Here is a 22677-nt window from a genome sequence, read left to right on the forward strand (position 1 = left end):
GGTCCTTCCGGACGCTTTCAGGTAAACCCCATCCACGCTCGGATGATGTCGACCGAGCATGAGGCGTACAGGTAGTCGTTTTCGAGTCTCCAACAAGCGGTGTCCGGCGGCGGCCGTGCAAACGCAATCAAATGAAGCGACGGCCATTCGTCATCACGAGCATGTAACGTGATTGTATTCACGATAGGCAGTCGTAAACACGACCCCAGATCGAAGCAGCGTCCGCGGCATCGATATCCTGTCCTGTTCAAATTGCTGCTCGAGAACCACGGATCTAGCACAATTCGATCAACCGTCACTGTCGCGACGGTCCCATTGATCTCCCAGACACACCGTCCCGCTAGAAGTGCTGAACCAGTGCGATCCGATAGACCATCTGGTTGCCCGTCGACGAAAGATCGTTAGCGCCAACGATATGCGCCAGATCGAGGCCTGTTCCGGTCTTGCCGTTCGTATGCTGCCACGCACCTTCAACGTACACCGAGGTACGCTTGCTCAGACTGTAGTTCACCATCAGCGACACCTGATGCCAGTTCGGGCTGTCGCTGCCCGTGGTGTCCTTCAGTTCGCCATGGGTGAACGTATACGCGCCTATCACCGAAAGGTCCGGATGGAAGAAATATTGCCCGTTGAGCTCGATGTTGTCGAATTTCCACGACGTCCACGTCTGCGTGCCGATGTTCGGCACGTAGGCATTGGCGGTCGGATCGTACACATCCGTGTGCGAATAGGCCAGTGCGACATTGGAGCTGTCGGAGAACGTCCACTTGATGGCCGCGCCGATGTTCTGCTGCGACGCCGCCGCGAACACGGCATCCGTGCCCACCGCCCCGCCTGCCGACGTGCCCCCGCCGTTCTGCCTGGTGTACGCAAGTGCCGCAGAGAACGGGCCAGTCGAATACGTGCCGCCCGCACTGTATGCGCGGTTCGACGCGAAGTTCGTTGCGTTGCTGAAGCCGTAGACCGCCTCTGCCTGGAACCCGTCAATCACGGGCGTGACGAACTTCACTGAATTGTTGAAGCGGTAGTCGGAGTCAGCATTATCGTTGTCGAACGGGTGCGCGGCAAAGTCGCCAATTGCGCCGCCTGCCGCCGTAAACGGACTCCACATGTCGACCATGGCCTCATACTGCCGTCCCAGCGACACCGTCCCCAGGGTTTGCGACGACAGGCCAACAAACGCCTGGCGGCCGAAAAGGCGCCCCCCTTCGTCGAGCGCGCCGCTGTTGATATTTACGCCGTTCTCCAGTGTGAAGATCGCGCTGAGTCCGCCGCCCAGGTCCTCTGTGCCCTTCAGCCCGAAACTGGTTTCCGCAGTGTCGCCGCTAACCATCGAGAATGCGTGATGACCTCCAGCGTTCGTCGTAAAGTTCAGTCCATCGTCCAGAACGCCGTATAGCGTCACACTGCTTTGCGCGTGAGCTTGAGTCGCCAACGCGCAAGCAGAAATCGTCAGTAAATGCAGCAATCGTTTTTTCATTTTCCGTAACCTTAATTGTGTAGGATTACATATTAATCAGCAAATTATCTATTCCGATGGCATGGCTTGCCGTCCGATTTCCTTACTTTCCCACAGCGCCGGTCCACACTCCTTTTCAAGCCCTCCCGGCGAAATCGATTTCAATCTCATCCACAACGAACCACGAGGCCGTCGCAGGTCCTCGCGTCGTTGGCGGCGGCGCCAGCGAACAGCGGGATCAGGTCCGCGGGTTAAAAATCATGGCCCGATATTGCGCACAGGCGACTCTATGAATCTGTCGGACTGCCGCCAACCGAAGTCCGCCCTATTTTGAGCACCACCGCGTGACAGGTCCACGGAAAGCCGTCCCAACGATTGCAGCCCAGCCGGAAGCCCACATGCATAGTTCCTGCTGGATCGACCCAGCCTGGCACCGACGTTCGTCAGAGACCGCTAATCCTCCGTCAAGCTGTACGGCCTCCTCCCTTCGCGACACACACTCACTTCTCCGGCGCTTTTTTACAGATAGTGACAGCCGACTCCCGGTCCCCCACACCTTGACATCGTCGCATGCCCACTTGCTCATCACTTCCTCACGAAAACGTTTTCGTGAGGCCGCCTTTCGGTCTCCGTGGATTTTTGTATTAGTATGGAATGCATAACATCTGATTCTTTATCTCAACCTCGCCTCAACATATTTTCCTTTCCGGTTATCTTACGGCCCTGACCGCACCACTCGGCCTTGCAAATTACGGCGACGTATGCCGGCCCCTTGCATCTACACCATCAGACTGGTATCGGCGGTTGCACCAGTGACCACCTCGTTCAGAGGCTTTCGACGGTTCGACTGAATTTCAGAACACCGCCTCTATCAATCCAGCCGATAGACGCGAATTGCCGTGTCCCGGTATAGTTTGCGCTTCTCCGACTCGGATGCCCCCTCCACGACTTCGTCCAGAATCTCCACGAAGTCCCGATACGAGTGAGTCAGTTCTGCCACAGTCCAGTCGCTCCCATACAGCACGCGATCAAAGCCAAACTGATCAATAACATGCGCGATGTATGGCTTCACGTCATCTTTACGCCATGCCGAGTGGCCAGCCTCGGTAATGACGCCGGAGATTTTGCACACCACATTTGGCATACGGGCCAATTCTCGAATCTGTTGCTTCCAGGGTTCTTGCAACCCGTTCTTGATATCCGGCTTCCCAATGTGATCGAGCACGAACGTAACCTCGGGACAGCGTCGAACAAGTTCTAGTGCGTAGACCATGGCCCAGTGCTTGACGCAAATATCAAAACTGAGTTGGTATTTCGGCAGCAACTTAACCGCCGATATGAACCCCGGCTCCAAACAAAACGACGGATCACGCTCAGTTTCAATCAAGCGTCTTACACCACGAACACACCGATTCTGCATTAAGGCGACAAGATCTCCCTCGACGTCCGCGCCCTTTTCTAGCGGCGCGTGAACCACCATGCCGCAGAGTCGAGGGTCCGTGTTTGCCAACCTCTGAATAAAGCTGGCTTCCTGAAGGTGGAATCCGGGCGCTACAGCGACCTCTGCGAAAACAATCTTGTCGACTTCGACCTCTTCCCGAGCAACATCGAAATGTTTGAGCAAGCTTGTGCGGTTGATCTTGGGTACTGTCGCGAGCCAATCGTAGCGTAACCTTTCTACGTCATAGAGGTGAACGTGGCTGTCAACTATCGGGAAACTAGGCACCTTGATTCCTTTCCATCGATTCTTGGTATGGTCTCGGACAACAGACCTCAACAATCATGAAGTTGCCGTGCAATCGCTGGACCAATCGTAAAGTCGCGAAAGGCCACCTTGAAACCTTCTCGCTCGGGAGAACAGCACATCACCCCAACGTCAATGGCTCGTGAACGTGGCAGATAGGCAAGGCGAACCAGCTGCCATAGGCTAGTTTCAGCGTCGAAATACTGGACACGAATCGCCTCACCATGACGCGTCAAGCGTAACCGCACTCCGGACGCCGCAGTCTGGATTTTCAGCATGGACCAGTCGGAGGTATCGTTGGTGACTACCACCGAGAAGCACATCTGGCCATCAGAATACTCAACGCCCGCCTTGATCCAGTGCGTTTCACCAAGGCGCGCCATTAGGCCTGCCTGATCGTAAAGCGTTTCATAGTGGCCATCAATTGCCACCTCCGCAGTGAAATCGCCTTCAACTGATTTATATGCGAAATGTCCGCTGTCGCGCCGGAATCCATAGAACGTCTCGCGCCAAAAATCAGTCTTTCCATCGGTTCTGACAAGCAACGCCTCGTCACGAATTTCGAAAGCCTTCGGCTGGTTCAGCCATTGAAGCTCAGCAAGCTTTAGCATATTTGACACTCTCAAGATTTGATAATGCATGTCGCTCAGTTAGGTCCTACCGCCGTGGACCGACCGATGAACTCGCAAGCAACACTTCGCCACGCCCAGGCGTTAGAAGGTTGTTGACGACGGTTCTCCGTGGAGCGCATGCAAATGGCAGCGGCCGCTCACGACATGTTGACCGGCCTAGCGATCGTGCCCTTCCGCAAAATGACATTTCCGTAGAAACCGGTCTCGCCAGTGGCCACTACGGCAAATGCCTGCTCCGTTCGGCGATAGAAAGCGTGCCGCTCGAGTAGCCGCAGTTCGGCATTCACACCTCTTTCAGTCACAGCGGCGGCAATTTCTGCGTGCATCGGAACGCGCTCATCAGGCGAACCGATGACCTCCATCCCAAGGACTGGATCGGGATCCGATTCGTCCAGAGGCAGCACGGCAAGGATCGCGCGCAAGGAACGTCGCAGATTCACACCATCCAGGCGCACGAGTCTTTTTGCAACGGCCGCAGCGGGAAAACTTCCATCGGCAACAACAATCTCATCGCCATGTCCCATGGCGCGGAGATACGAGAGAAGTTCGGGGGTGAGAACAGGATCCAGCCCAATTAGCATGATCGTCTCCACTGATTCAAGCAAAATAGATATTCACTTCCGCAACCCGGAGATTTCTCCAGGAACCGGCGCCGCCGGCACGATTACGCCGTCTTCACGCAACGCTGCCCATAAGTCGACTGGAATTGGAAAAGAGTACATCGCAATATTCTCCTCAATTTCCTGTGGCATTCTGGCGCCAGTCAGTGTCGAGGCGACGGCCGGATGCGCCGCTGCAAACTGCATCGCAGCAGCCTTCAGCGGAACGCCGTGCTCCAGGCAAATCCCTTCGATGCGCAATGCTCGCTGGATAAGCGTTTGATCGGCATCGGCATAGTTAAATTTAGCGTTGGCTCTCGGGTCTGCAAGTATGCCGCTGTTGTAGACGCCGGCGGCAATAACTGAAATGCCGCGCTCCTCGCAGAGCGGCAAGAATTCCTGCAAGGCCCCCTGTTCAAGCAGCGTATAGCGACCAGCCAGAAGGAAGCAGTCAAAGACACCGTCGCGGGCAAAGCGCGTGAGCATTTCACTCTGGTTCATGCCGGCACCGACCGCCTTAACGACACCCTGCGCTCTTAAGCTGTCAAGCGCTTTGTAAGCACCATCAATCGCGGCCGTGTAATGGTCGTCCGGATCATGAATGTGCAGGATATCAACGCGCTCTGCGTCCAGTCGGGTAAGGCTTTCCTCGAATGACCTCATTATGCCGTCGTAGCTGAAGTCAAACACCGGCCGCTCAGGTGGAGTACCTTTATAGTAGGCATCTTCACCAACAGGTTGATCCGGGATTCGCAACAATCGTCCAACCTTTGTTGCAAGAACATAATCTTCACGCGGTTTCGCCTTGAGAAACGCTCCGAGCCTCCTTTCTGCCGACCCGTTGCCGTATTGAGGAGCCGTATCGAAGAAGCGTATGCCTTGCGACCATGCCGCTTCGAGCGTAGCCAACGCGTTCTCATCATTAACCGGCGCGTAGAGACCACCCAGCGGCGCGGTCCCCAAGCCCAGTTCCGTGACCGCACAAGAAGTGCTGCCCAGACAATGTTTCCCGTATTCCATGCCTGTCCTCCAGGATTGTTAAAACGAAATGGCTTGCACGTCGATGACATGCGCGGACCGTCCCAACCACAATTGCCACGTTCTGCATGCAGACATGCCTGCGAGCAGGCTGACTTGCCACGCAACCTTGTGGACGGCTCCGCATATCCCCACGTGTTCATGCAGTCCTATCAGTCATTCAATATGTACTATTGGAAACCGATCATTACTTAAGCCCAGACAAACCGCTCTTTTCTGGCAATGAAACACCAGCGTCTTACGAACGCTGCGGAGTTAAGCCCACCAGGAGAGTCGGGCAGCCTGGCGCTCACACAGCTCTCTGCTTCACAACACTTCGCCGTAAGGAGAACGCACCCAAAACGGCGAGGCTCATCGTTCCAAATAAAACCAGCGTAACAAGTGCGTTGATCTCCGGGGAAAACCCGACTCTCATCATCGCCCATAGACGCAGGGGCAGCGTCGGTTCGTCACCGACAAGAAAAAACGTCACAAGCGTCTCATCAAAACTGATTGTGAAGGCCAGCAATGCGCCCGTCACCATAGCCGACCCCAACTGGGGAACCACGACCAACCTGAATGTCTGGAGATGCGTCGCACCAAGATCGGCTGACGCTTCGATCTGCGACGTTTCCAGTGCTTCCAGTCTCACCATCACCATACGGTAGATGATCCCGATTACGATCACGATGTGTCCGATCGCAACAGTCACCAATCCCCGATCGACCCCAAGCTGACGGAACGCCGTCAATAGAGAGATGCCAGTAATGATCGCGGGCAACACAAATGGCAAGAAAATGACGAACTCAACGTAACTGCGTCCGCGACGCTGATCGAGTCGCATGTAGTAAGCCAATCCGACCGCCAATATTGTTGCTATCAAAACCGAAGCGGATGCGACTTCAATGGTGTTGCCTAATGCGCCCAGAATGGTATCGTCGTGAGCAAGGCTGACGTAATGATTGAATGAAAAGCTTCTCCAGTCGGTCGCACCACCCCGTCTGTCGAAAAATGAGAAAACCACTACCAGTACGGCGGGCCCATACAGTAGGCCAAATACCAATCCGGCAAAAATCCACAAGGCGGCGATAACTATGCGCTCTTTCATTGTCAGGACACCCTTCCCGATCGCGTGACGACTCGGGCCAAAGAAAGAATGACGGCGATCGCAAACAGAAGCATGACCGCAAGAGCAGCACCGAAGGGCCAATCGAACGCCATGCCAAATTGACTCCAGATCGCCCTGCCGAAAGTAAACCCCTGGCTGCCGCCAACCATTTGCGGCGTGAGAAAATCCCCAAGTGCCAAAACCATGACAAAGAGCCCACCTACAATGGATCCGGGAAGACCCATTGGGAACACCACACGCCAGAACGTTTGGCCCGACGACGCACCCAGGTCCGCCGAAGCCTCCAGCAAACTCGGAGGAATTCTCTCCAGGGAAAGAAAGATCGGCAGTATGGCGAATGGCAGATAAATAACGGACATCGATATCAAAACTGCAGTCTGGTTGAATACAAAAATCTTACTCGGCGCATCTATAATTCCCGCCCATATCAATGCACCATTTAATATTCCGTTGAAGCCGAGGATGCTCCGCATCGCGAATATCTTTACGATGTAGTTCATCGAGAGCGGAATTACACTGAACAGAAGCAGGATGTAGCGAAGCTTCCCGTGTTGCCTCCATATGAGATAGGCAACGACATAGCCACCGACAAGACCGAAAATCGCGACAAAACCAGCGAGTTTTATGGTTTCGAAATAGACCCCCCAGTAGCTAACGTCATTGAGGAATTTCTGATAATTTTCCAAAGTCCATTCGCGACTCAGGTTACCGTCACGAATGGACCAGAAGCTCGATACCAGAAACAGCACCATCGGACAGAGAATCACCACAGTCGGGATCCCATAGACAGCAAGCTTCGCAATGAGGCCGCTTGCGGTCATCCTGTCGCGCTGGACTGGAGAGTTAACTTTCGCAACGGTCATGGCTTCCATAGCCGGAGACATAGGAGGTTTGGTACCCATATTCTTCAGTGCAACAGAGTAATGTCGTCGGGCGAAATTGCCATAGAGAGACGGCCGCCGACGGCCAGGGTCGCGCATTCCACGGTGGGCAGACTTGCACGAATCGAGAAATCACCTCCCTGCGGGATGGTAAGTGCCACCTGCGACGTGGCTCCGAAGAAATTCACCGATCGAATCTCAGTCGGAACTGAATACTCACGCTCCGACTGACCCGGCCTTAGCCTGATGTGCTCCGGCCGCACAGCGAGCGTTACCTTGGAACCAGTCGAAATTAACAACCTGTCGGGAACAGAGATACGCCCCAACGGACTCTCAACGACGAGCTGCCCGTCACTCCTGCTGTCCACCGTTCCTGGAATAAGGTTGTTATCCCCAAAGAAACGAGCGACAAATTCGCTGTTCGGGCGATGATAAATTTCCCGCGGCGTGCCGATTTGCTCCACCCGACCATGATTCATCACAACGATGCGATCGGCCATCGAGATAGCCTCGTGCTGGTCATGCGTGATGAAGACGAATGTCGTCTTGATTCGACGCTGAAGGTCCTTCAGGAAGTCCTGCATCGATCGCCTCAGCTCGGCGTCGAGTGCAGCGAGCGGTTCATCGAGAAGTACGACTTTCGGCTCACAAACGATAGCCCTTGCGAGTGCCACACGTTGCCTTTGCCCACCACTCAACTCGCTAGGAAAGCGGTGGCCCTTGTCGCCAAGTCCAACAATCGCCAGGACTTCGGCAACCCGGCGCCCAGTTTCAGTTTTTCCCACGCCACGCACGCGCAGCCCGTAACCTACGTTCTGTGCGACACGCATGTGCGGGAACAGTGCATAGTCCTGAAACACCGTGTTAAACGGCCTTCGGAAGGCGGGCAACTGACTTATATCCTGCCCCTGGAACACGATCGATCCACTCGATGGCGCGGTAAAACCACCGATCATCCTGAGAATCGTCGTCTTTCCGGAGCCGGACGGCCCGAGAATCGTGATGAATTCGCCATCCTCAAATGCCAGGTCAACGGGTTGAAGTACCTGAACATTGTTGTATTTCTTGCTGACGCCGATCAGCTTCAGACTCGCGTGTGTCATGTTCATCTCCAGACAAGATTCAGGTAACTGGCGTTGCCTTGATCTCGTTCCACAAGTTGATACGCTTTCCCTGATCTTCGGGCGCCTGCAGGAACACAAGGCGATCGGCGTATGTGAGACCGATTTTCTCGTTTGCCGCGATGTCAGTGGTATTCCCATAGCCCGTCTTTTCGCTGATGTAACGCCCAATCCGTTTGTCCATCATGAAATTTATCCACGCGTGAGCGAGATTTGTATCTCGCGCTCCAGCGCTGACGGTCCAACAATCGATCCAGCCGATTGCACCTTCGTTCGGAATACAAAGCGCCGCATCGACGCCTTTCTTCTGCAGCATCTGCACCTGGGGTTCACCCATCGACATCATGAAGTCCACCCCACCTTGGGCCATGATCGATACGCCATCGTCAAAGCCTGCGTAATAGGTGAGAACGTTCTTTTTCTGCTCGAGCAGTTTCTCCTTGACCGCAGAGAAATCAGCAGCAGTCATATTGAACGGGTCCTTTACGTGCAATAGCAGCGCTGTTGTGACAATCGCATTGGTCGCGTCATCCATCGCGATCATCCGTCCGGCATATTTCTTGTCCCAGAAGACCGACCAGCTTGTCGGCGCTTTAGAAAAAACCTTGCGATCATAAATCAGCGGGATGGAACCCCATGCGAAAGGCGCTGCATAGGTTCCGCCATTGAAGACAATCGACTGGACGCCGGTAAATGCGGGACTGAGATTCATGCGATTGGGCAGCAGGCCGAGATTCAACGGTTGCAGCAGCTTCTGCTGCACGAGGCGCTTATATGACGACGTCTCAATAGCGATCACATCGTAGTCGCCACCCTTGGTTGCCAGCATCTTGGCAAAGATTTCGTCAACACTTCCGGTGTAGCTCACCTTCACGCTGACGTTGTGCGCCTTTTCAAATTCACTCACCCAAACCTGGTCTGCGTAGCCTTCCCACGTCAGAAGACGAAGCTCTTTGGTAGCCGCTCGCGCCGAACCGATTCCCGATGCCATCCCCGCAGTTGCCGCAAGTGCGATGCCCGCACTCGATGATAAAAATTTACGCCTATCCATGTTCGTAATCTCCCGATGTCAGAATTCGTTAATGTCAATTGCAAATATTTTCATACCCGACCAACAATCCGGACAACATTGGCTTCTCTCTGCTTAACAGAATCGCGCCAGCAAATACCTTTGCAGATTCTGCATAAAAACGCTTTCTGAGAAAATAGTTCTGTCGACCTATTTGAAATAATGCTTCACCAATTTTTACAGATCAAGCAAATTATTTCGCATACCTACATATATTCACAAATGCCTAGCCTGTCTGTTTGTTACCCATAAGCGAGCAAGCGCCAGGTTGCTTTAACCCAGCCAAGGAGTGACGCAATTACAAGTCAGGTTATCGGTCCGATCTGCCAGGGAACAAATTCGTTCTGACCGTACCCATGGACCTCACTCCTGGTCCTCACGCCGGAAGCGACGTCGAGCATCAACCGGAAAATCCGTTCCCCCATTTCATCTATAGAGTCACGTCCACTTATGATCGATCCGCAATTAATATCCATGTCTTCTCGCTGCCGATCCCACAGCGCGTCGTTAGTCGCGATCTTTAACGACGGAGTGGGTGCACAGCCATAGGCAGAACCACGCCCTGTCGTAAAGCAGATAACATTTGCACCGCCAGCGACCTGCCCCGTTGCAGAAATCGGGTCATAGCCGGGCGTATCCATGAACACGAGACCCTTAGCCTTGACACGCTCGGCATACTCATACACCTCAATGAGATTCGAGTTTCCAGCCTTCGCAATTCCACCGAGGGACTTTTCCAGCACCGTCGTCAGGCCACCCGCCTTATTGCCCGTGGACGGATTGTTGTTCAACGTCGCGCGGTTGCGGGCGCAGTAATCTTCCCACCATCGGATCCGGTCCACGAGTTTCATGCCGACCTCACGCGTCACAGCGCGACGCGTGAGCAAATGCTCGGCGCCATAAATCTCGGGCGTCTCCGAGAGGATCGCTGTGCCGCCATGGCTGATCAGCCTGTCCACCGCTGCGCCGAGAGCAGGATTCGCGGAAATTCCCGAATATCCGTCAGAGCCACCGCATTGCAGACCCACGAGCAGGTTGCTTGCGGGCACGGGGTCGCGCTTTGCCTCGTTGGCTCGCGCGAGCATGGCCTCGACCAGTTCGATACCGCGCGCGATGGTCTTTCGCGTGCCCCCGCTGTCCTGAATGGTGAACGTCCGGAGGGCGTCGCTTTCTTCAAGGCGCTGCGTTTCGAGCACCTTGCCGATCTGGTTGGTTTCACATCCGAGTCCGATAATCAGAACGCCGGCGAAATTAGGGTGGGTGGCGTAGCCGGCGATGGTTCGTTGCAGCATCGTGAGCCCTTCGCCCTCGGGATCGACCGCGCAGCCGATACCGTGCGTCAGTGCAACGACACCGTCGACGTTCGGATAGGGCGCAAGGGCCTCGGGATAAATGTCTCTGCGAAAATGCTCAGCAATGGCTCGCGCAACGGTGGCCGAACAGTTTACGGAGGTCAATATGCCGATGTAGTTACGAGTTGCTACCCTACCGTCGGGTCGTACGATGCCCTGGAACATGGCTGGGAGCTCGGCCTTCCTGGTCGGTCGCACCTCGGCACAAAAGGCATAGTCCCGCGTGAAATCGCCCATAGCGAGGTTGTGGACGTGCACGTGCTCACCCTGGGCTATCGGCCGGCTGGCAAAGCCGATGATCTGCCCGTAACGCCGAACCGGTTGGCCGGATTCAATCGCGTGCGTGGCGACCTTGTGGCCTGGCGGAATCAATCCGGAAACCGTGATGCCTTCGGACTGGATAACCGTTCCGCCGACCAGCTGTGTCCGCGCGATGACGACGTCGTCATCCTTGTTCAACCGGATGACCACGGCGCCATCAGCGGCGTAATTTGTTTGCATGATTCTGTCCTTGCACGTCATCATCGGCGGCCTGTTCGCCGACGCCATCCAGCGTTACTGCCAGGCGGACCGCCAGGTTTCCCGGGCCACCCGCCCGCTTTTGCACGACTGATCAGTCGCTAAACTGCTGCGCGGCTGCTTGCGGCGCACGGACACTAACCCCGTTGATATGCCCAAGCGCGTCAAAAAGATGCGGCACATGCTTGTCGCCGTAGCCGAGGTTGGTGGCCAGTACATACGTCTGACGTACGGCTTCCGCGACCACGGCTGTGGTCTGTGCTGTCGCGGCGAGTTGCGAGTACGACCACATGTCCTTGGCGGCATTGCGCAACGCGAACCGCTGTCCCGAGTCGTCGCCTGTAACAATGAAAGGCACAATCCGGTCGAAGGTCCTGCTGTGCGCGCCGCTCAGCCGGCAAAGCCTCACAAATTCGTTCAGATCGAGTCCGACCTTGGCAGCCGTGCACATTGCCTCAGCCAGCACGGTGGCGTTCGCCTGTGCGATGAAGTTGTGAATCAGCTTGGCCTTGTATCCGGAACCGCCTGGGCCGAGGTGGTGGATGGTCTCCGAATAGGCCTCCATGACTGGTCGGACAATGGCAAGCGCGCATGCATCGCCTCCGACCAGGACGTTGAGCCGGCCCTCTTCTGCCTCTTTGGGCGTACGGTTAACTGGCGCATCGAGGAACTGCGCGCCTTTTGGCAGGAGTTCGGCGATCGCCTCGTCCGCGAGGATAGGGTCACTCGTGCTCGCATCAACCACGACCAGCCCCGCATGGGCTCCTTCCAGCACACCGTTGGCGCCCCAAAGGATGTCGCGCACCTGATGGGTCCCCGTCACACAGATCAACACCACGTCGGAGTTGCGAGCCAGTTCACTGCCAGTGTCCACTTCATACGCGCCCTGCGCGACCAGACCTTCGATCGTGTTGCGGCTGCGATGCCCGACCACCGACAGGGTGAAGCCACGCTTCAGGATATTTCGGGCAATGGCGCCACCCATCATGCCAAGGCCAATCATCCCCACACGGGGGGAGATTTTTCCGCGAGTGTTGATCTGTTCCATAAACTGCTGCCTTCTTTCGCTCAGTGAATTCTCTTTTGCACGCCGCACTGGATTTGGCGGCACAAAAACTGCGACCAGCAACTGCTCATCGCCTCAAAGCACGTGGTTGTGTCGGCGCCCCGTTTCAACAACCGGTCCAGGCATGAAGGTGATGTTCGTTTGCAACAGCTAGCCCACAGGTGATCTGCTCGCTTAACGCGGACATCGTCGGCGACGGTCAGGCCCGGTACGCATCCATGACCTTACGGATGGCGCTACCGATCTGTTCCACGTGCTCACGTCCAAAGCGCTCGTTCCACCAGATGCAGACGGTCTCTACGCACGCCTTCTCCGCAACCGGACAGATCGGCTGACTGTAGTCTTCGCCTTTGCGTGCGTTCGGCAGCGTGAACGGAAAACCGGATGTTCCAAACGTCAGCGCATCTTTGACCACCGGGTACCGGTAGATCGGAATCCGGCCCGGATAGCCCAGGAAGCAATCGATGCCTTCGGCAACCAGCGCCTTCACGAAGTCCGACGTGGGGACCGTCAGCTTCGAGGGGTCCACGCGGAACGTGTAGAAGAAAAACGTACCCTTCGTGTCGGGCAGGATCTTCGTGGGATTCGCACCGCTGCCCGTGAGCAACTCACTCAGGTAGAACGCGGACTGGCGACGTGCCTCGACCATCCCTTCGAGCTTGCGGAGCTGCGCGATGCCCACTGCCGCCTGCAGCTCGGTCATGTGATAATTCGGCGCGAGGAACTGGTGATCGCGGCCGCCCTTCGAGCGTGGCCAGCCCTTGTCGGAACACTGGCGCAGTTCGCGGCCGAAACGCTCGTCTTCGTTTGCGATCACCATCCCGCCATCGCCTGTCGTCATGTGCTTCGACTGCTGGAAGCTGAAGCAGCCCAGGTGACCGAGCGTGCCGCAAAGGTGGCCCTTGTACGTCGCCAGGTGGGCCTGCGCGCAGTCCTCGATCACAAACAGGTTGTGCCTTTTGGCAACCGCCATGATCGCGTCCATGTCTGCGGGATTGCCATAAATATGCGTCACGATGATCGCTTTCGTGCGCGGAGTGATCGCCGCCTCGAGCTTCGCCGGGTCCATGTTCTGGGTCTCCGGATCCACGTCGACGAACACCGGTATGGCCAACTGGGCGAGGACCGGAATGATGGAGCCCATATCCGTGATCGGGGTGACAATGATTTCGTCGCCCGGCTCCGGATTCAGGTACGTCACCGCGGTATGTAGCGCCGCTGTGCCGCTGCTCACCGAGACCGCCTGCTTCGCGCCGAACAGTTCCGCGAAGTTACGTTCGAACTCCTTGGTCTTTTCGCCCGACAGGAACGACAGCGAACCGGAGTTAATTACTTCCGTGAGCTGTTCGATCTCCTCCGCGCCCAGGGAACGCCCCGACGCGTTGCGGAAAGTCGGAAGAGCACCGGCAATGGCCTTCGGTCCGCCATTAAGCGCCAATTCTTTCATTTGCACTCCTAATCTGCAATGTTGTTAAAATTTGACAAACTGGCCCGCCACGCCCCTAAGGAGGCGGCGGGCCTCTAGTGTGGCGAATTCGAAATTCGTTGAATTATCCGTTTTCTGCATTTTGTCTATTCACCGCTACCGGGTAGCCCATTACACCGCGCTCTAGTAAGCGCGCATCGCTAAGCGTTCGGTCTCAGGCGGGAACACGCACCATGTACCGTCGTCGTGCCGGAAAAAGAAGATTCCAACCGAGCCTGCAGGTCGCAGTACCTCGACACGTACATAGCGTCTCTGATTCGAGCGCGTGCGACTGAATTGGGTTACCCGAACCGGTGTCGCAGGGGTTGGCACAAGCCACTTCTCGACCAGCAGACGCAATGACCTTTCTGCGATATTCATCTTCGCCTCCTTCAATGCCAATCCCGTTGATTCGGCACCAGCGCTGTTGCATTCGCCCTTGCACCGCTTCCGCCTCAGGGAGTCCGTTTTCTCGCGTGACGCGAACCTTGAGGTGCGGCAGGTCCATACATGATGTCTAGCCTGCCGCCTTCTCGAACAACGTCTTCGACTTCCCCGTCGGGCCTAGCTCAACGCCTTCCATGATGTGCGGCTCAAGGAATTCGAGGATCGCGTCCAGGTCCTTCTTCTTGAACAGTTCGGTCAGCCTGACGTGCTGCTTGTAGATACGGTCCTGATCATTCGCGTACCACGCGATCCCCACGATCACCTGGAACTTCCTGGCCAGCGTCTCCCAGACAAACAGCAACGTTTGGCTGTCGGCCATGTTCAGAATCGCCCGGTGAAAGCCGACGTCGCTCGCCGCCATGTCCGATGCCGAACCCGACTCGTGCGCCCGGCGCATGACATCCAGCGCATCGAGCAGCCCGAGCATATTCTTGCGCCCCGCTCTCAGATTCCTGACGGCGAGCGTGACGGCAAGCGCCTCCAGATGGTGACGCACTGTCAGCGTCTCCTCCAGCATGCGATCGTCCACCGTCATCAGGCACATTCCCTTGTACGGCTCGTTCTCGACCAGCCCCTGACTGCACAAAAGACGCAGCGCCTCGCGCACTGGCACACGACTCACACTCAGCTCCTTTGCAATCTCAGCCTCGACCAGCCGCGCTCCGAACGGGATGCGCCTCTCGATGGCGCCACGCAGGAGTGCATCAACGACCTGATCGGTCAGCGTCGCGCTGCGTTCCGGTGTCGCTGCCTTTTCGTCAAGAATCGTCATGTGCCTGCTCGTTCTGTCATTGCCTGATGGGCGCCCCATGGACAAAGTCCAAGCGCATGATCAAAAGAGTACCGTATACAATCTATGAATATAATGAGGGTTTACCCTTTTACTATTTGGATCTCGGGCCGCGCGGGCTGATGACACAAGCGGCTATCTGGCCCCGTCGTGAATCGCTGATCCCATCCAAAACCGAAGTAGACCCTTGCGTCTCAACGGGCCGGCCCGCCGGTTCGCGAGTCTCGCCTCGGCCGCCCCAGCAATGAGCGTCAACGGATAGCACATCGCGAAGTAGATCAGCGCTACCAGGGTAAAGATGAAGAACGGCTTGAACGTAGAGTTGTTCAGGACCTTCGCAGAATAAGTCAGGTCAAAGAAACCAATCACGACGGCATTTGAAGTGTCCTTCACGATCTGAACCAGAAAGCCCACCGTCGGCGGGATGGCAAGACGAACAGACTGCGGAAGGATTACGTAGAAAAGTCTCTGGCTTTTGGTGAGCGCGAGACACTCAGCCGCCTCCCATTGCTCCCGTGGCACCGCCGCAATACAGCCTCGCCAGATTTCGCCGAGATAAGCGCCCGCGTAAATTGACAGCGCGAACCCGGCAGCAACCAGGGCAGGGACTTCGAAACCGCCAAGACCCAGACCAAAGTACACCAGAAACATCAATACGGGCAGTGGAATCCCCTGCTTGATCTGGATCAACGTCGCAGCGAGTCGGGACACCAGGCGATTTCTGGAAATCCGCGCAAGCGCAAGAGGGAAACCGACCATCGCCCCCAGGACAAAGCCTATGGCAGACAATACAAGCGTCCACCCGGTTCCGCGAAGCAGGTACACATACTGATCAAGCGTAAGTCCCAGCATCATATTCTCGACTTTATGAACGTTTCAGTTTTCTGCTCTTCGGAAAAACGAAAGCGGCGAGCGAGAAGCAGATTCCCCTCAAAGCCAGAGCGAGCGCTAGATAGACTGCCGAGATGACCAGGTAGACCTCGAATCCCCGAAAGGTGAAGGACTGAATCATGTATCCAACGCCCGTGAGTTCCTCCACGGAAATCTGGGACATGAGTGAACTCGCAAGCATCAACAGAATGAACTGGCTTACGAGTGCGGGATACATCCGCTCCAGCGCCTGCGGCAGCAAGACTGAAAAGATCACCTGGCGGCGGCTCAGCGCGAGACACAGGGCCGCCTCTGTCTGCCCCTTATGAATGCTCGCAAGTCCTGCCCGAATGATTTCAGCTGAATACGCGCCGACGTTGATCACGAGTGCGAGGACCGCTGCTGTGAACGCGCCAATCCGCACTCCCAGCACCGCCAGTCCAAAGAAGATCCAGAAGACCTGGATGATCAGCGGGGTGTTACGTATGGCTTCGATGTAAATGATCGCGATGCGTTTCGCGTACGACGGCCCGTAGAGCCTTGACGCTCAGCCAATTTGACCCGCCTGCCGCTCATCAAACTGACCCACTGAACTAGCCGGTCGCCGCTGCTACAAGAGGGCGAAGCGGCCCGCCGCGCATTTGTCGCCGGCGAGGTTTATCGCGGACGCTGTGTGGATGGTTCTTCGTCCGGGGATCCCGTCCATGCAGAGCAAACGCTGCGTTGCCTGTGGCCAGGCATTCCATCCGCGTGCCCAAAGCCCCGGCCAGTGCTACTGCTCATTGCCGGCCTGCCAGCGCGAACGCCGGCGGCGATGGCAACGCGCGCGCCGACACGACGATCCTGCCTACCAGGAGAACCAGACGCGCGCCCAGCGCGCCTGGGTCGAGCGCCATGCCGATTACTGGCGCGAGTATCGCCGCACCCATCCGGAATACAGCGAGCGCAACCGCGTCAGGCAGCGGGTGCGCGACGCCCGGCGCCGTGAACGCGTGCTTGCAAGGATGGACGTGTCAACGCGTGATTCTTCACTGCCGTCAGGCACTTACCGGCTGAGCCCGGTGGCGGCTGGGGGGCTTGCAAAGATGGACGCGTGGACGGTGGAAATCGCCGTGCTTTCAACGACGTAGGTTCAACCGGGAGGCATCTTGCAAAGAGAGGACGTCATGGTCAGACCCGACCGGGGCTGCTACCGTCGCGCCCATGGATACCTCCACCGCCTGCCAGGTCGACCTGCACCGCCTGGACCTGCGCTTTGCGCCGATGCGGCTGCCCGAGCCACGGGCGGTCGAACGTCTGGCCGCCTCGATCGAGCGTTGCGGCCAGCTCATTGCGTGCATCGCGGTGCCGGACGGCGACGAACGCCTGGTGCTGGTCGACGGCTATCGGCGTGTCGCGGCGCTGCGCCGCCTGGGGCGCGACACTGCCTGCATCGAGCCGTGGGCGTGTGAGCTCGCGCAGGCCTTGCTGACGGTGCTGGCGCGCGCCCAGGGACGCCCGCTGGCGGTGCTCGAGGAAGCGCTGCTGCTGCGCGAACTGGTGCACGGCCAGGGGCTCAGCCAGCACGAAGTCGCCCGCCGCAGCGGGCGCGACGTCAGCTGGGTCAGCCGCCGCCTGCAGCTGCTGTGCGGTCTGCCCGACGCGCTGCTCGCCGCCGTGCGCCGCGGTGTCATCTCCACATGGGCGGCCACCCGGGTGCTGGCACCGTTGGCGCGCGCCAACGCCGAACACGCCGCGCAACTGCTCGGCGCACTGGAGGCCACGCCGCTCTCGACGCGCGAACTGCGGTGCTGGTTCGAGCATTACCGGCTCAGCTCGCGCACGACGCGCGAGCACCTCATCGCCCATCCGCGTCTGTTCATCGAGTCATGGCAGGCGCGCGACGAACAGCGTGCCGATACGCGCCTGCGCGACGGTCCCGAAGGGCAGTGCGCCACGGAGCTGCGGCAACTGCTCGCGATCCTCAGCCGGCTGCGCCAGCACCTGCCGCAGCTGGGGGCAGCCGCGCAGTGCGAACCGCTGGCGAGCGCGCTCGGCCGTGTGCGTACCGCGCTCGATGCGCTGCAGTCCGACCTGCGGAGGTATCTGGACCATGATTGCTCTCGAGATCCGCCAGAGCGTGCGAACCCTGCAGGCGCAGGGCCACAGCGTGCGCGAGATCAGCCGCCTGCTCAAGCTGTCGCGCAACACGGTGCGCCGGGTGCTGCGAGCGGCGGCGCAGCCGGTGCCAACCCCGCCGTGCGCGCCCCAGACGCTGGCCCGGCTGCAGGCCGCGTTTGAGAAGGCGCGCGGTAACGTCGCCCGCGTGCAGCAGCTGCTCGCCGACGAGCAGGACCTGAACGTGGCATACAGCACGCTGACCCGCTGGGTGCGCCAGGCCGGGCTGCGCACGCCGCCGCCGCGTGCCGGTGAGTACTCCTTCGCGCCAGGCGAGGAGATGCAGCACGACACCTCGCCGCACCGCGTGAGCATCGGCGGGCGGCTCGTCACCGCCCAGTGTGCCGCCCTGGTGCTGGCGTATTCGCGCCGGCTCTTCGTGCTCTACTATCCGCGCTACACGCGCTTCGAGGCCAAACACTTCCTGCTCGAGGCGGCGCGCTTCATGGACGGCACCGCGCCGCGCTGCGTGATTGACAACACCAGTGTGATGATCGCCGCCGGGGCCGGCGCGAACGCCGTGATCGCCCCCGAGATGGCCGCCTTCGCCCGCACCCTGGGCTTCAGCTTCTTCGCCCATCGGGTCGGCCATTCGGATCGCAAGGGGCGCATCGAGCGGCCCTTCGCCTGGCTCGAAACCAACTTCCTGCCCGGACGCAGCTTCGATGACTTCGAGGACCTGAACCGCCAGGTGCTCGAGTGGTGCCAGCAGATCGCCAATCGCAAGCCCAAGCGGGTACTGGGCATGTCGCCCGAGGCGGCTTATGTGATCGAGAAACCCTATCTGCAACCGTTGCCCGCCGTGTTGCCACCGGTCTATGAAGTGCTGGACCGGGTGGTCGACCTGTACGGATACGTCTCGGTCGATACCAACCGCTACTCCGTGCCCGAGCGCTTCGTCGGCCAGCCGGTCACCGTGTACAAGTATCACGCCGGGATCCACATTCATCATCGCGGCGTGCCGGTCGCGACCCACCCGCGCCTGATCGGCCAGCGCGATGCGCGGCAGACCGAGCCCGCGCACCATCCCACCCCGGCCCGGGTGAACCGCACGCCGGGCGTCGAAGCGCAACTCCTCAAACATCATCCCGAACTCGAAGCATACGCGCGGGCCCTGAAGCAGCGCGGCCATGGCCGGGGCGTACGCGCCCTGAAGCGCCTGCTGGAGCTTCAGCGTACCTACCCGCGCCAGGCCTTCGAGGCCGCCGTGCAGCAGGCGTTGCACTTCGGGCTATACGATCTCGGTCGCCTCGAGAAGCTCATCCTGCAACAGGTCGCCGGTGACTTCTTCGCGCTCAACCGCGACGGCGACGATGATGCGTGACAAGCTCCACGAACTGCTTACCCGGTTGCGCCTGCGGGGCATCGAGCGCAGCCTGGACGCCGAACTCGAGCGTGCCGACCGGGAGGGGGCGCCGCCGGCGGAAGTGCTCTATCGTCTGTTGTGCGAAGAGGAAGTCGTCAGGCGCGAGGCAAGCCTCGCCTACCGGCTGGCGCAGGCCAGACTGCCGTGGCGCTGGACGCTCGACTCGTTCCCCTTTGATCGCCAGCCCGGCGTCGATCGCGCCCAGATCCGCTCGCTGGCCGGGCTCGAGTTCCTGCGTCGCCACGACAATCTGCTGCTGATCGGCGCACCCGGCACCGGCAAGACCGGCATCGCGATCGGGCTGCTGCGCGAAGCCTGCCTGAACGGCTATCACGCCCGTTTCTATAACGCCCAGGATCTGTTCGATGAACTCTACGCATCGCTCGCCGATCGCTCGACGACCCGATTGCTCAGCCAGCTTGCCCGCATGCGGCCACTGCTGATCGATGAATTAGGATATCTAACTCTAAAGCCTGAACAATCGAACGCCTTCTTCCGCCTGATGGATCAGCGTTACGGCCGCGTTTCCACGATCATCACCAGCAATCTTGAAACAGAGCAATGGTACGAGCTGTTCGACAAGAAACCGCTTGTCGATGCGTTGCTCGATCGACTGCAGCACCACTGCGTCACGATCCGCATCATTGGTCCCTCGCTGCGCAGCCCCCAACCGCCGTCACCGACTGACCTCGCCGCTCCATCCTCGCGACGCCAGGCCACGCCAGCCAGATAGTGGCTCCCGCTACGCCACCAGACCGGGCGCGCTTGCCCGGCCGCATCAGCAGTTGGGCTCACCTCTCCCGCATTCCCCCCCAGTGCACACGGGTTATCCACCGCGGCACCCGCCCGTGCCTGAGAAGGGGCCGCGGGTGCCGCCGTGGACAACCCTGCGCCTTCGTGGCGGCGCTACATCGGTCCAGCCAGTCCACCCGGACTCAGTCCAACCCGTCAACCTGTCCTCCCCCACGGAAACGTCGAGCTACCACGACGCTCAAGCTCCTTCACGAAACGATGCGCACCGGATGGGTCCGCTCAGATGAGCAAAAGTGGGTTCATTTCTATGAGCGTCGAGGGTAGAGACGGGCGAGCGCGGCGCCTGTGCCTACGATTAGCCCAAACAGCATCGAAGCGACACTCATGGAGAGCGTCAGCCAGATGCCATGAATGATGTCCCCGCGGTAGTCCTGCAGGAACGAGAAATCGAACGTGTATGAACCCACGGCTTACTCCACGTTGAGAATACACAGTGCATTGAAGCCGTGGAGATCCTGCGGCCGACCTCCACTCGATGACGCAACCGTCGCATCAATTGATCATGTTTCTGGGCAATTCCTGCCCGAAATACGTCACGAAAATTTTGTTCAAAGCGCCATTTTTCATATTGGCCTTGACCCAGTTGTCGAGCCAGGCCTTAAGAGCGGGTTCGTTCTTGCGGATGCCGATCGCCAGCGGATAGTTGGCGAGGCTGAATTTCACATCCAGGGTTTTGCCGGGATTCAGTGCTGCCAGCGACTTCTCGGTCGCGAGGGAAGCAGCAAAGAGATCCTGTTGTCCTGTGACCACGGCGGTGTTGGTCGTCGCCTCGTCTTCGTATCGAACAATGTTCGCATTCACATTGTCCGCACGGACTGCCTTTGTCAGTTCGATGTCCGCCGTGGTTCCGCGTGTCACCGCGATGGTTTTGCCGGACAGGTCAGAGATCTTGCCAACAGGTGCAGATTTCGGTCCCGCTACCACGAGGAAGTCAACGGCATAAGGCAGTGAATAGTCGACCACCTTCTTGCGCTCTTCGGTGATCGAAAATGAAGCGATCACCAGGTCGACCTTATTCGACAGAAGAAAGGGCACGCGTGCCGCCCCCGAAACCGGTACGACCTTGAGCTTGACCCCCAGGTCCCGGGCCAGAAGCCGCGCAGTTTCAATGTCGGAGCCAGTTTCACCTGCCTTCTGGTCCAGCATCCCGAACGGCGGGTAGCTCACATCCACAGCGACACTCAGCACGCCCCGTTCTTTGATCGCCTGGAGTTCGTCGGCTTTCGCCGCGAACGGGACAAGACTGAGCGTAACAGCGGTATAAAACGACAGAAGCTTTTTCGAACGCATTGTGAACTCTCCGTTAGCAGTGTTTATAGTCCGCTACCGACAAACTGCTGGAGCTCCGGCGTTGCGGGGGTTGTCAGGATGTCCGGAGAACCCCGTTCCCAGACCTTGCCGTGATGCATGAAAACCACCTGATCTGAAACTGACCGCGCAAACGCCATCTCGTGTGTCACCAGCAGCATGGTCATGCCATCGGCTGCCAGCTTTTCGATAGCGCGAAGGACCTCCCCGGTGAGTTCAGGATCAAGGGCCGAGGTCACTTCATCAAAGAGAATGAGGCGTGGACGCATGGCCAGAGACCGGGCGATCGCGACCCGCTGCTGCTGACCACCGGACAGTTGCTCCGGGTAGTAATCAAGCTTGTCCGAAAGCCCGACACGTGCAAGCGCGTCGGACGCGATATCCACTGCTTCTCTCGGACAGCACTTGAGCACCTTCCGCGGTGCGAGCATGACGTTTTGTGCGACCGTCAGGTGTGGAAAGAGGTTGTAGCTTTGAAATACGATGCCAACGTCCTTTCTGAGCCCGCGCAGATCAACGCCAGGCTCATGCAAGGCACGCCCGCAGACAGTCAGCGTGCCTGCGTCGATTTTTTCGAGACCATTAACGCAGCGTAGTGCCGTGCTTTTGCCGGAGCCGCTGCGGCCGATGAGTGATACAACCTGCCCCTGGAAGACTTCCAGCGATACATGGTTCAGGACTTTCAATGCGCCGAAGCTTTTCTGTACGTCAGTGAATGCAATCATCGGCGTAACGCCAATGGACCCCGGCGATTGTCAACGTACTTGTCGCGTCACTTCACGCGAACTGCTTTAGTTCTTCCGGCTGCATGCGCTCCGGATTGAGCCAGACTTCATCCTTCAATTTCCAATTGCGCGTCGATCGGGACCAACG

22 protein-coding genes and 1 pseudogene are annotated in these 22677 nt (G+C 58.2%); 4 read left to right on the plus strand and 19 right to left on the minus strand.

Translation table 11 applies throughout. The features are described from left to right. Window positions 1-340: 340 nt before the first annotated feature. The 16 genes and pseudogenes from GNZ12_RS19650 to GNZ12_RS19720 form a co-directional block, all read right to left on the minus strand. The gene (locus GNZ12_RS19650) at window positions 341-1480 is read right to left on the minus strand and encodes a porin (protein ID WP_172312715.1); all 1140 of its coding nucleotides are present in this window, start codon (window positions 1478-1480) and stop codon (window positions 341-343) included. Between the two features lie 850 nt (window positions 1481-2330). Then, window positions 2331-3185: an amidohydrolase family protein gene (locus tag GNZ12_RS19655; protein WP_172312717.1), complete on the minus strand. Its 855-nt coding sequence runs from the start codon at window positions 3183-3185 to the stop codon at window positions 2331-2333. A gap of 47 nt (window positions 3186-3232) precedes the next feature. Beyond that, window positions 3233-3814, minus strand: coding sequence for a DUF1349 domain-containing protein (locus GNZ12_RS19660; protein WP_172312719.1), 582 nt, complete (start codon window positions 3812-3814; stop codon window positions 3233-3235). 158 nt (window positions 3815-3972) lie between these two features. Beyond that, window positions 3973-4416, minus strand: coding sequence for an RbsD/FucU family protein (locus tag GNZ12_RS19665; RefSeq protein WP_172312721.1), 444 nt, complete (start codon window positions 4414-4416; stop codon window positions 3973-3975). A 33-nt stretch (window positions 4417-4449) separates the two neighbouring features. Next, the gene (locus GNZ12_RS19670; RefSeq protein ID WP_172312723.1) at window positions 4450-5454 is read right to left on the minus strand and encodes an aldo/keto reductase; all 1005 of its coding nucleotides are present in this window, start codon (window positions 5452-5454) and stop codon (window positions 4450-4452) included. A 307-nt stretch (window positions 5455-5761) separates the two neighbouring features. Then, entirely contained in the window at window positions 5762-6559 is a 798-nt protein-coding gene (locus tag GNZ12_RS19675) for an ABC transporter permease (protein WP_172312725.1), read from the minus strand. 2 nt (window positions 6560-6561) lie between these two features. After that, window positions 6562-7452, minus strand: a complete 891-nt coding sequence (locus GNZ12_RS19680; RefSeq protein WP_172312727.1) for an ABC transporter permease — start codon at window positions 7450-7452, stop codon at window positions 6562-6564. A 35-nt stretch (window positions 7453-7487) separates the two neighbouring features. Continuing rightward, window positions 7488-8564 (minus strand): ABC transporter ATP-binding protein, encoded by a 1077-nt coding sequence (locus GNZ12_RS19685; protein WP_216673283.1) that lies wholly within the window; start codon window positions 8562-8564, stop codon window positions 7488-7490. 19 nt (window positions 8565-8583) lie between these two features. Then, entirely contained in the window at window positions 8584-9633 is a 1050-nt protein-coding gene (locus GNZ12_RS19690) for an extracellular solute-binding protein (RefSeq protein ID WP_172312731.1), read from the minus strand. Between the two features lie 323 nt (window positions 9634-9956). Then, entirely contained in the window at window positions 9957-11504 is a 1548-nt protein-coding gene (locus tag GNZ12_RS19695) for a UxaA family hydrolase (RefSeq protein ID WP_235993815.1), read from the minus strand. Between the two features lie 112 nt (window positions 11505-11616). Beyond that, entirely contained in the window at window positions 11617-12651 is a 1035-nt protein-coding gene (locus GNZ12_RS19700) for an NAD(P)-dependent oxidoreductase (RefSeq protein ID WP_216673284.1), read from the minus strand. 136 nt (window positions 12652-12787) lie between these two features. After that, window positions 12788-14035: a DegT/DnrJ/EryC1/StrS family aminotransferase gene (locus GNZ12_RS19705; protein ID WP_172312733.1), complete on the minus strand. Its 1248-nt coding sequence runs from the start codon at window positions 14033-14035 to the stop codon at window positions 12788-12790. A 162-nt stretch (window positions 14036-14197) separates the two neighbouring features. Continuing rightward, complete coding sequence (locus tag GNZ12_RS44465) at window positions 14198-14434, minus strand: hypothetical protein (protein WP_235993816.1); 237 nt, start codon at window positions 14432-14434, stop codon at window positions 14198-14200. Between the two features lie 136 nt (window positions 14435-14570). Then, window positions 14571-15272 (minus strand): GntR family transcriptional regulator, encoded by a 702-nt coding sequence (locus tag GNZ12_RS19710; RefSeq protein ID WP_172312735.1) that lies wholly within the window; start codon window positions 15270-15272, stop codon window positions 14571-14573. Between the two features lie 153 nt (window positions 15273-15425). Continuing rightward, window positions 15426-16142 (minus strand): amino acid ABC transporter permease, encoded by a 717-nt coding sequence (locus GNZ12_RS19715; RefSeq protein ID WP_172312737.1) that lies wholly within the window; start codon window positions 16140-16142, stop codon window positions 15426-15428. A gap of 13 nt (window positions 16143-16155) precedes the next feature. After that, a pseudogene (locus tag GNZ12_RS19720) lies at window positions 16156-16689 on the minus strand (amino acid ABC transporter permease); the annotation flags it as partial. A gap of 175 nt (window positions 16690-16864) precedes the next feature. Between GNZ12_RS19720 and GNZ12_RS19725 the strand changes: the two are divergent. The 4 genes from GNZ12_RS19725 to istB all read left to right on the plus strand — a co-directional run bounded on the left by GNZ12_RS19725 (window position 16865) and on the right by istB (window position 20416). Continuing rightward, window positions 16865-17290, plus strand: a complete 426-nt coding sequence (locus GNZ12_RS19725; RefSeq protein WP_172312739.1) for a hypothetical protein — start codon at window positions 16865-16867, stop codon at window positions 17288-17290. Between the two features lie 73 nt (window positions 17291-17363). Continuing rightward, window positions 17364-18440 (plus strand): ParB/RepB/Spo0J family partition protein, encoded by a 1077-nt coding sequence (locus tag GNZ12_RS19730; protein ID WP_172312741.1) that lies wholly within the window; start codon window positions 17364-17366, stop codon window positions 18438-18440. Window positions 18441-19062: 622 nt separating this feature from the next. After that, on the plus strand, window positions 19063-19641 hold the full coding sequence (locus tag GNZ12_RS45560) for a Mu transposase domain-containing protein (protein ID WP_407947715.1): 579 nt from the start codon (window positions 19063-19065) through the stop codon (window positions 19639-19641). Further along, window positions 19634-20416, plus strand: a complete 783-nt coding sequence (gene istB / locus GNZ12_RS19740) for an IS21-like element helper ATPase IstB (RefSeq protein ID WP_172312743.1) — start codon at window positions 19634-19636, stop codon at window positions 20414-20416. The genes GNZ12_RS45560 and istB overlap by 8 nt, the downstream gene beginning before the upstream one ends. A 325-nt stretch (window positions 20417-20741) precedes the next feature. On the opposite strand, the gene GNZ12_RS19745 is transcribed toward istB, so the two are convergent. The 3 genes from GNZ12_RS19745 to GNZ12_RS19755 form a co-directional block, all read right to left on the minus strand. Further along, the gene (locus GNZ12_RS19745; protein ID WP_172312745.1) at window positions 20742-20903 is read right to left on the minus strand and encodes an ABC transporter permease; all 162 of its coding nucleotides are present in this window, start codon (window positions 20901-20903) and stop codon (window positions 20742-20744) included. Between the two features lie 85 nt (window positions 20904-20988). Then, complete coding sequence (locus GNZ12_RS19750; RefSeq protein ID WP_172312747.1) at window positions 20989-21786, minus strand: transporter substrate-binding domain-containing protein; 798 nt, start codon at window positions 21784-21786, stop codon at window positions 20989-20991. Between the two features lie 23 nt (window positions 21787-21809). After that, entirely contained in the window at window positions 21810-22529 is a 720-nt protein-coding gene (locus GNZ12_RS19755) for an amino acid ABC transporter ATP-binding protein (RefSeq protein WP_172312749.1), read from the minus strand. Window positions 22530-22677 lie beyond the last annotated feature (148 nt).

This window comes from Paraburkholderia solitsugae (genome assembly GCF_013177695.1).
In the GTDB taxonomy this organism is placed as follows: Bacteria; Pseudomonadota; Gammaproteobacteria; order Burkholderiales; family Burkholderiaceae; genus Paraburkholderia; species Paraburkholderia solitsugae.

Coding starts and splice junctions, on each gene's coding strand:
- GNZ12_RS19755 (WP_172312749.1), bottom strand. CDS start 22,529: ATGATTGCATTCACTGACGTACAGAAAAGCTTCGGCGCATTGAAAGTC.
- GNZ12_RS19710 (WP_172312735.1), bottom strand. CDS start 15,272: ATGACGATTCTTGACGAAAAGGCAGCGACACCGGAACGCAGCGCGACG.
- GNZ12_RS19730 (WP_172312741.1), top strand. CDS start 17,364: ATGGATACCTCCACCGCCTGCCAGGTCGACCTGCACCGCCTGGACCTG.
- GNZ12_RS19690 (WP_172312731.1), bottom strand. CDS start 9,633: ATGGATAGGCGTAAATTTTTATCATCGAGTGCGGGCATCGCACTTGCG.
- GNZ12_RS19695 (WP_235993815.1), bottom strand. CDS start 11,504: ATGCAAACAAATTACGCCGCTGATGGCGCCGTGGTCATCCGGTTGAAC.
- GNZ12_RS19685 (WP_216673283.1), bottom strand. CDS start 8,564: ATGACACACGCGAGTCTGAAGCTGATCGGCGTCAGCAAGAAATACAAC.
- GNZ12_RS19725 (WP_172312739.1), top strand. CDS start 16,865: ATGCAGAGCAAACGCTGCGTTGCCTGTGGCCAGGCATTCCATCCGCGT.
- GNZ12_RS19750 (WP_172312747.1), bottom strand. CDS start 21,786: ATGCGTTCGAAAAAGCTTCTGTCGTTTTATACCGCTGTTACGCTCAGT.
- GNZ12_RS19675 (WP_172312725.1), bottom strand. CDS start 6,559: ATGAAAGAGCGCATAGTTATCGCCGCCTTGTGGATTTTTGCCGGATTG.
- GNZ12_RS19680 (WP_172312727.1), bottom strand. CDS start 7,452: ATGGAAGCCATGACCGTTGCGAAAGTTAACTCTCCAGTCCAGCGCGAC.
- GNZ12_RS19715 (WP_172312737.1), bottom strand. CDS start 16,142: ATGCTGGGACTTACGCTTGATCAGTATGTGTACCTGCTTCGCGGAACC.
- GNZ12_RS19650 (WP_172312715.1), bottom strand. CDS start 1,480: ATGAAAAAACGATTGCTGCATTTACTGACGATTTCTGCTTGCGCGTTG.
- GNZ12_RS19670 (WP_172312723.1), bottom strand. CDS start 5,454: ATGGAATACGGGAAACATTGTCTGGGCAGCACTTCTTGTGCGGTCACG.
- istB (WP_172312743.1), top strand. CDS start 19,634: ATGCGTGACAAGCTCCACGAACTGCTTACCCGGTTGCGCCTGCGGGGC.
- GNZ12_RS19665 (WP_172312721.1), bottom strand. CDS start 4,416: ATGCTAATTGGGCTGGATCCTGTTCTCACCCCCGAACTTCTCTCGTAT.
- GNZ12_RS19705 (WP_172312733.1), bottom strand. CDS start 14,035: ATGAAAGAATTGGCGCTTAATGGCGGACCGAAGGCCATTGCCGGTGCT.
- GNZ12_RS44465 (WP_235993816.1), bottom strand. CDS start 14,434: ATGAATATCGCAGAAAGGTCATTGCGTCTGCTGGTCGAGAAGTGGCTT.
- GNZ12_RS45560 (WP_407947715.1), top strand. CDS start 19,063: ATGTCGCCCGAGGCGGCTTATGTGATCGAGAAACCCTATCTGCAACCG.
- GNZ12_RS19660 (WP_172312719.1), bottom strand. CDS start 3,814: ATGCTAAAGCTTGCTGAGCTTCAATGGCTGAACCAGCCGAAGGCTTTC.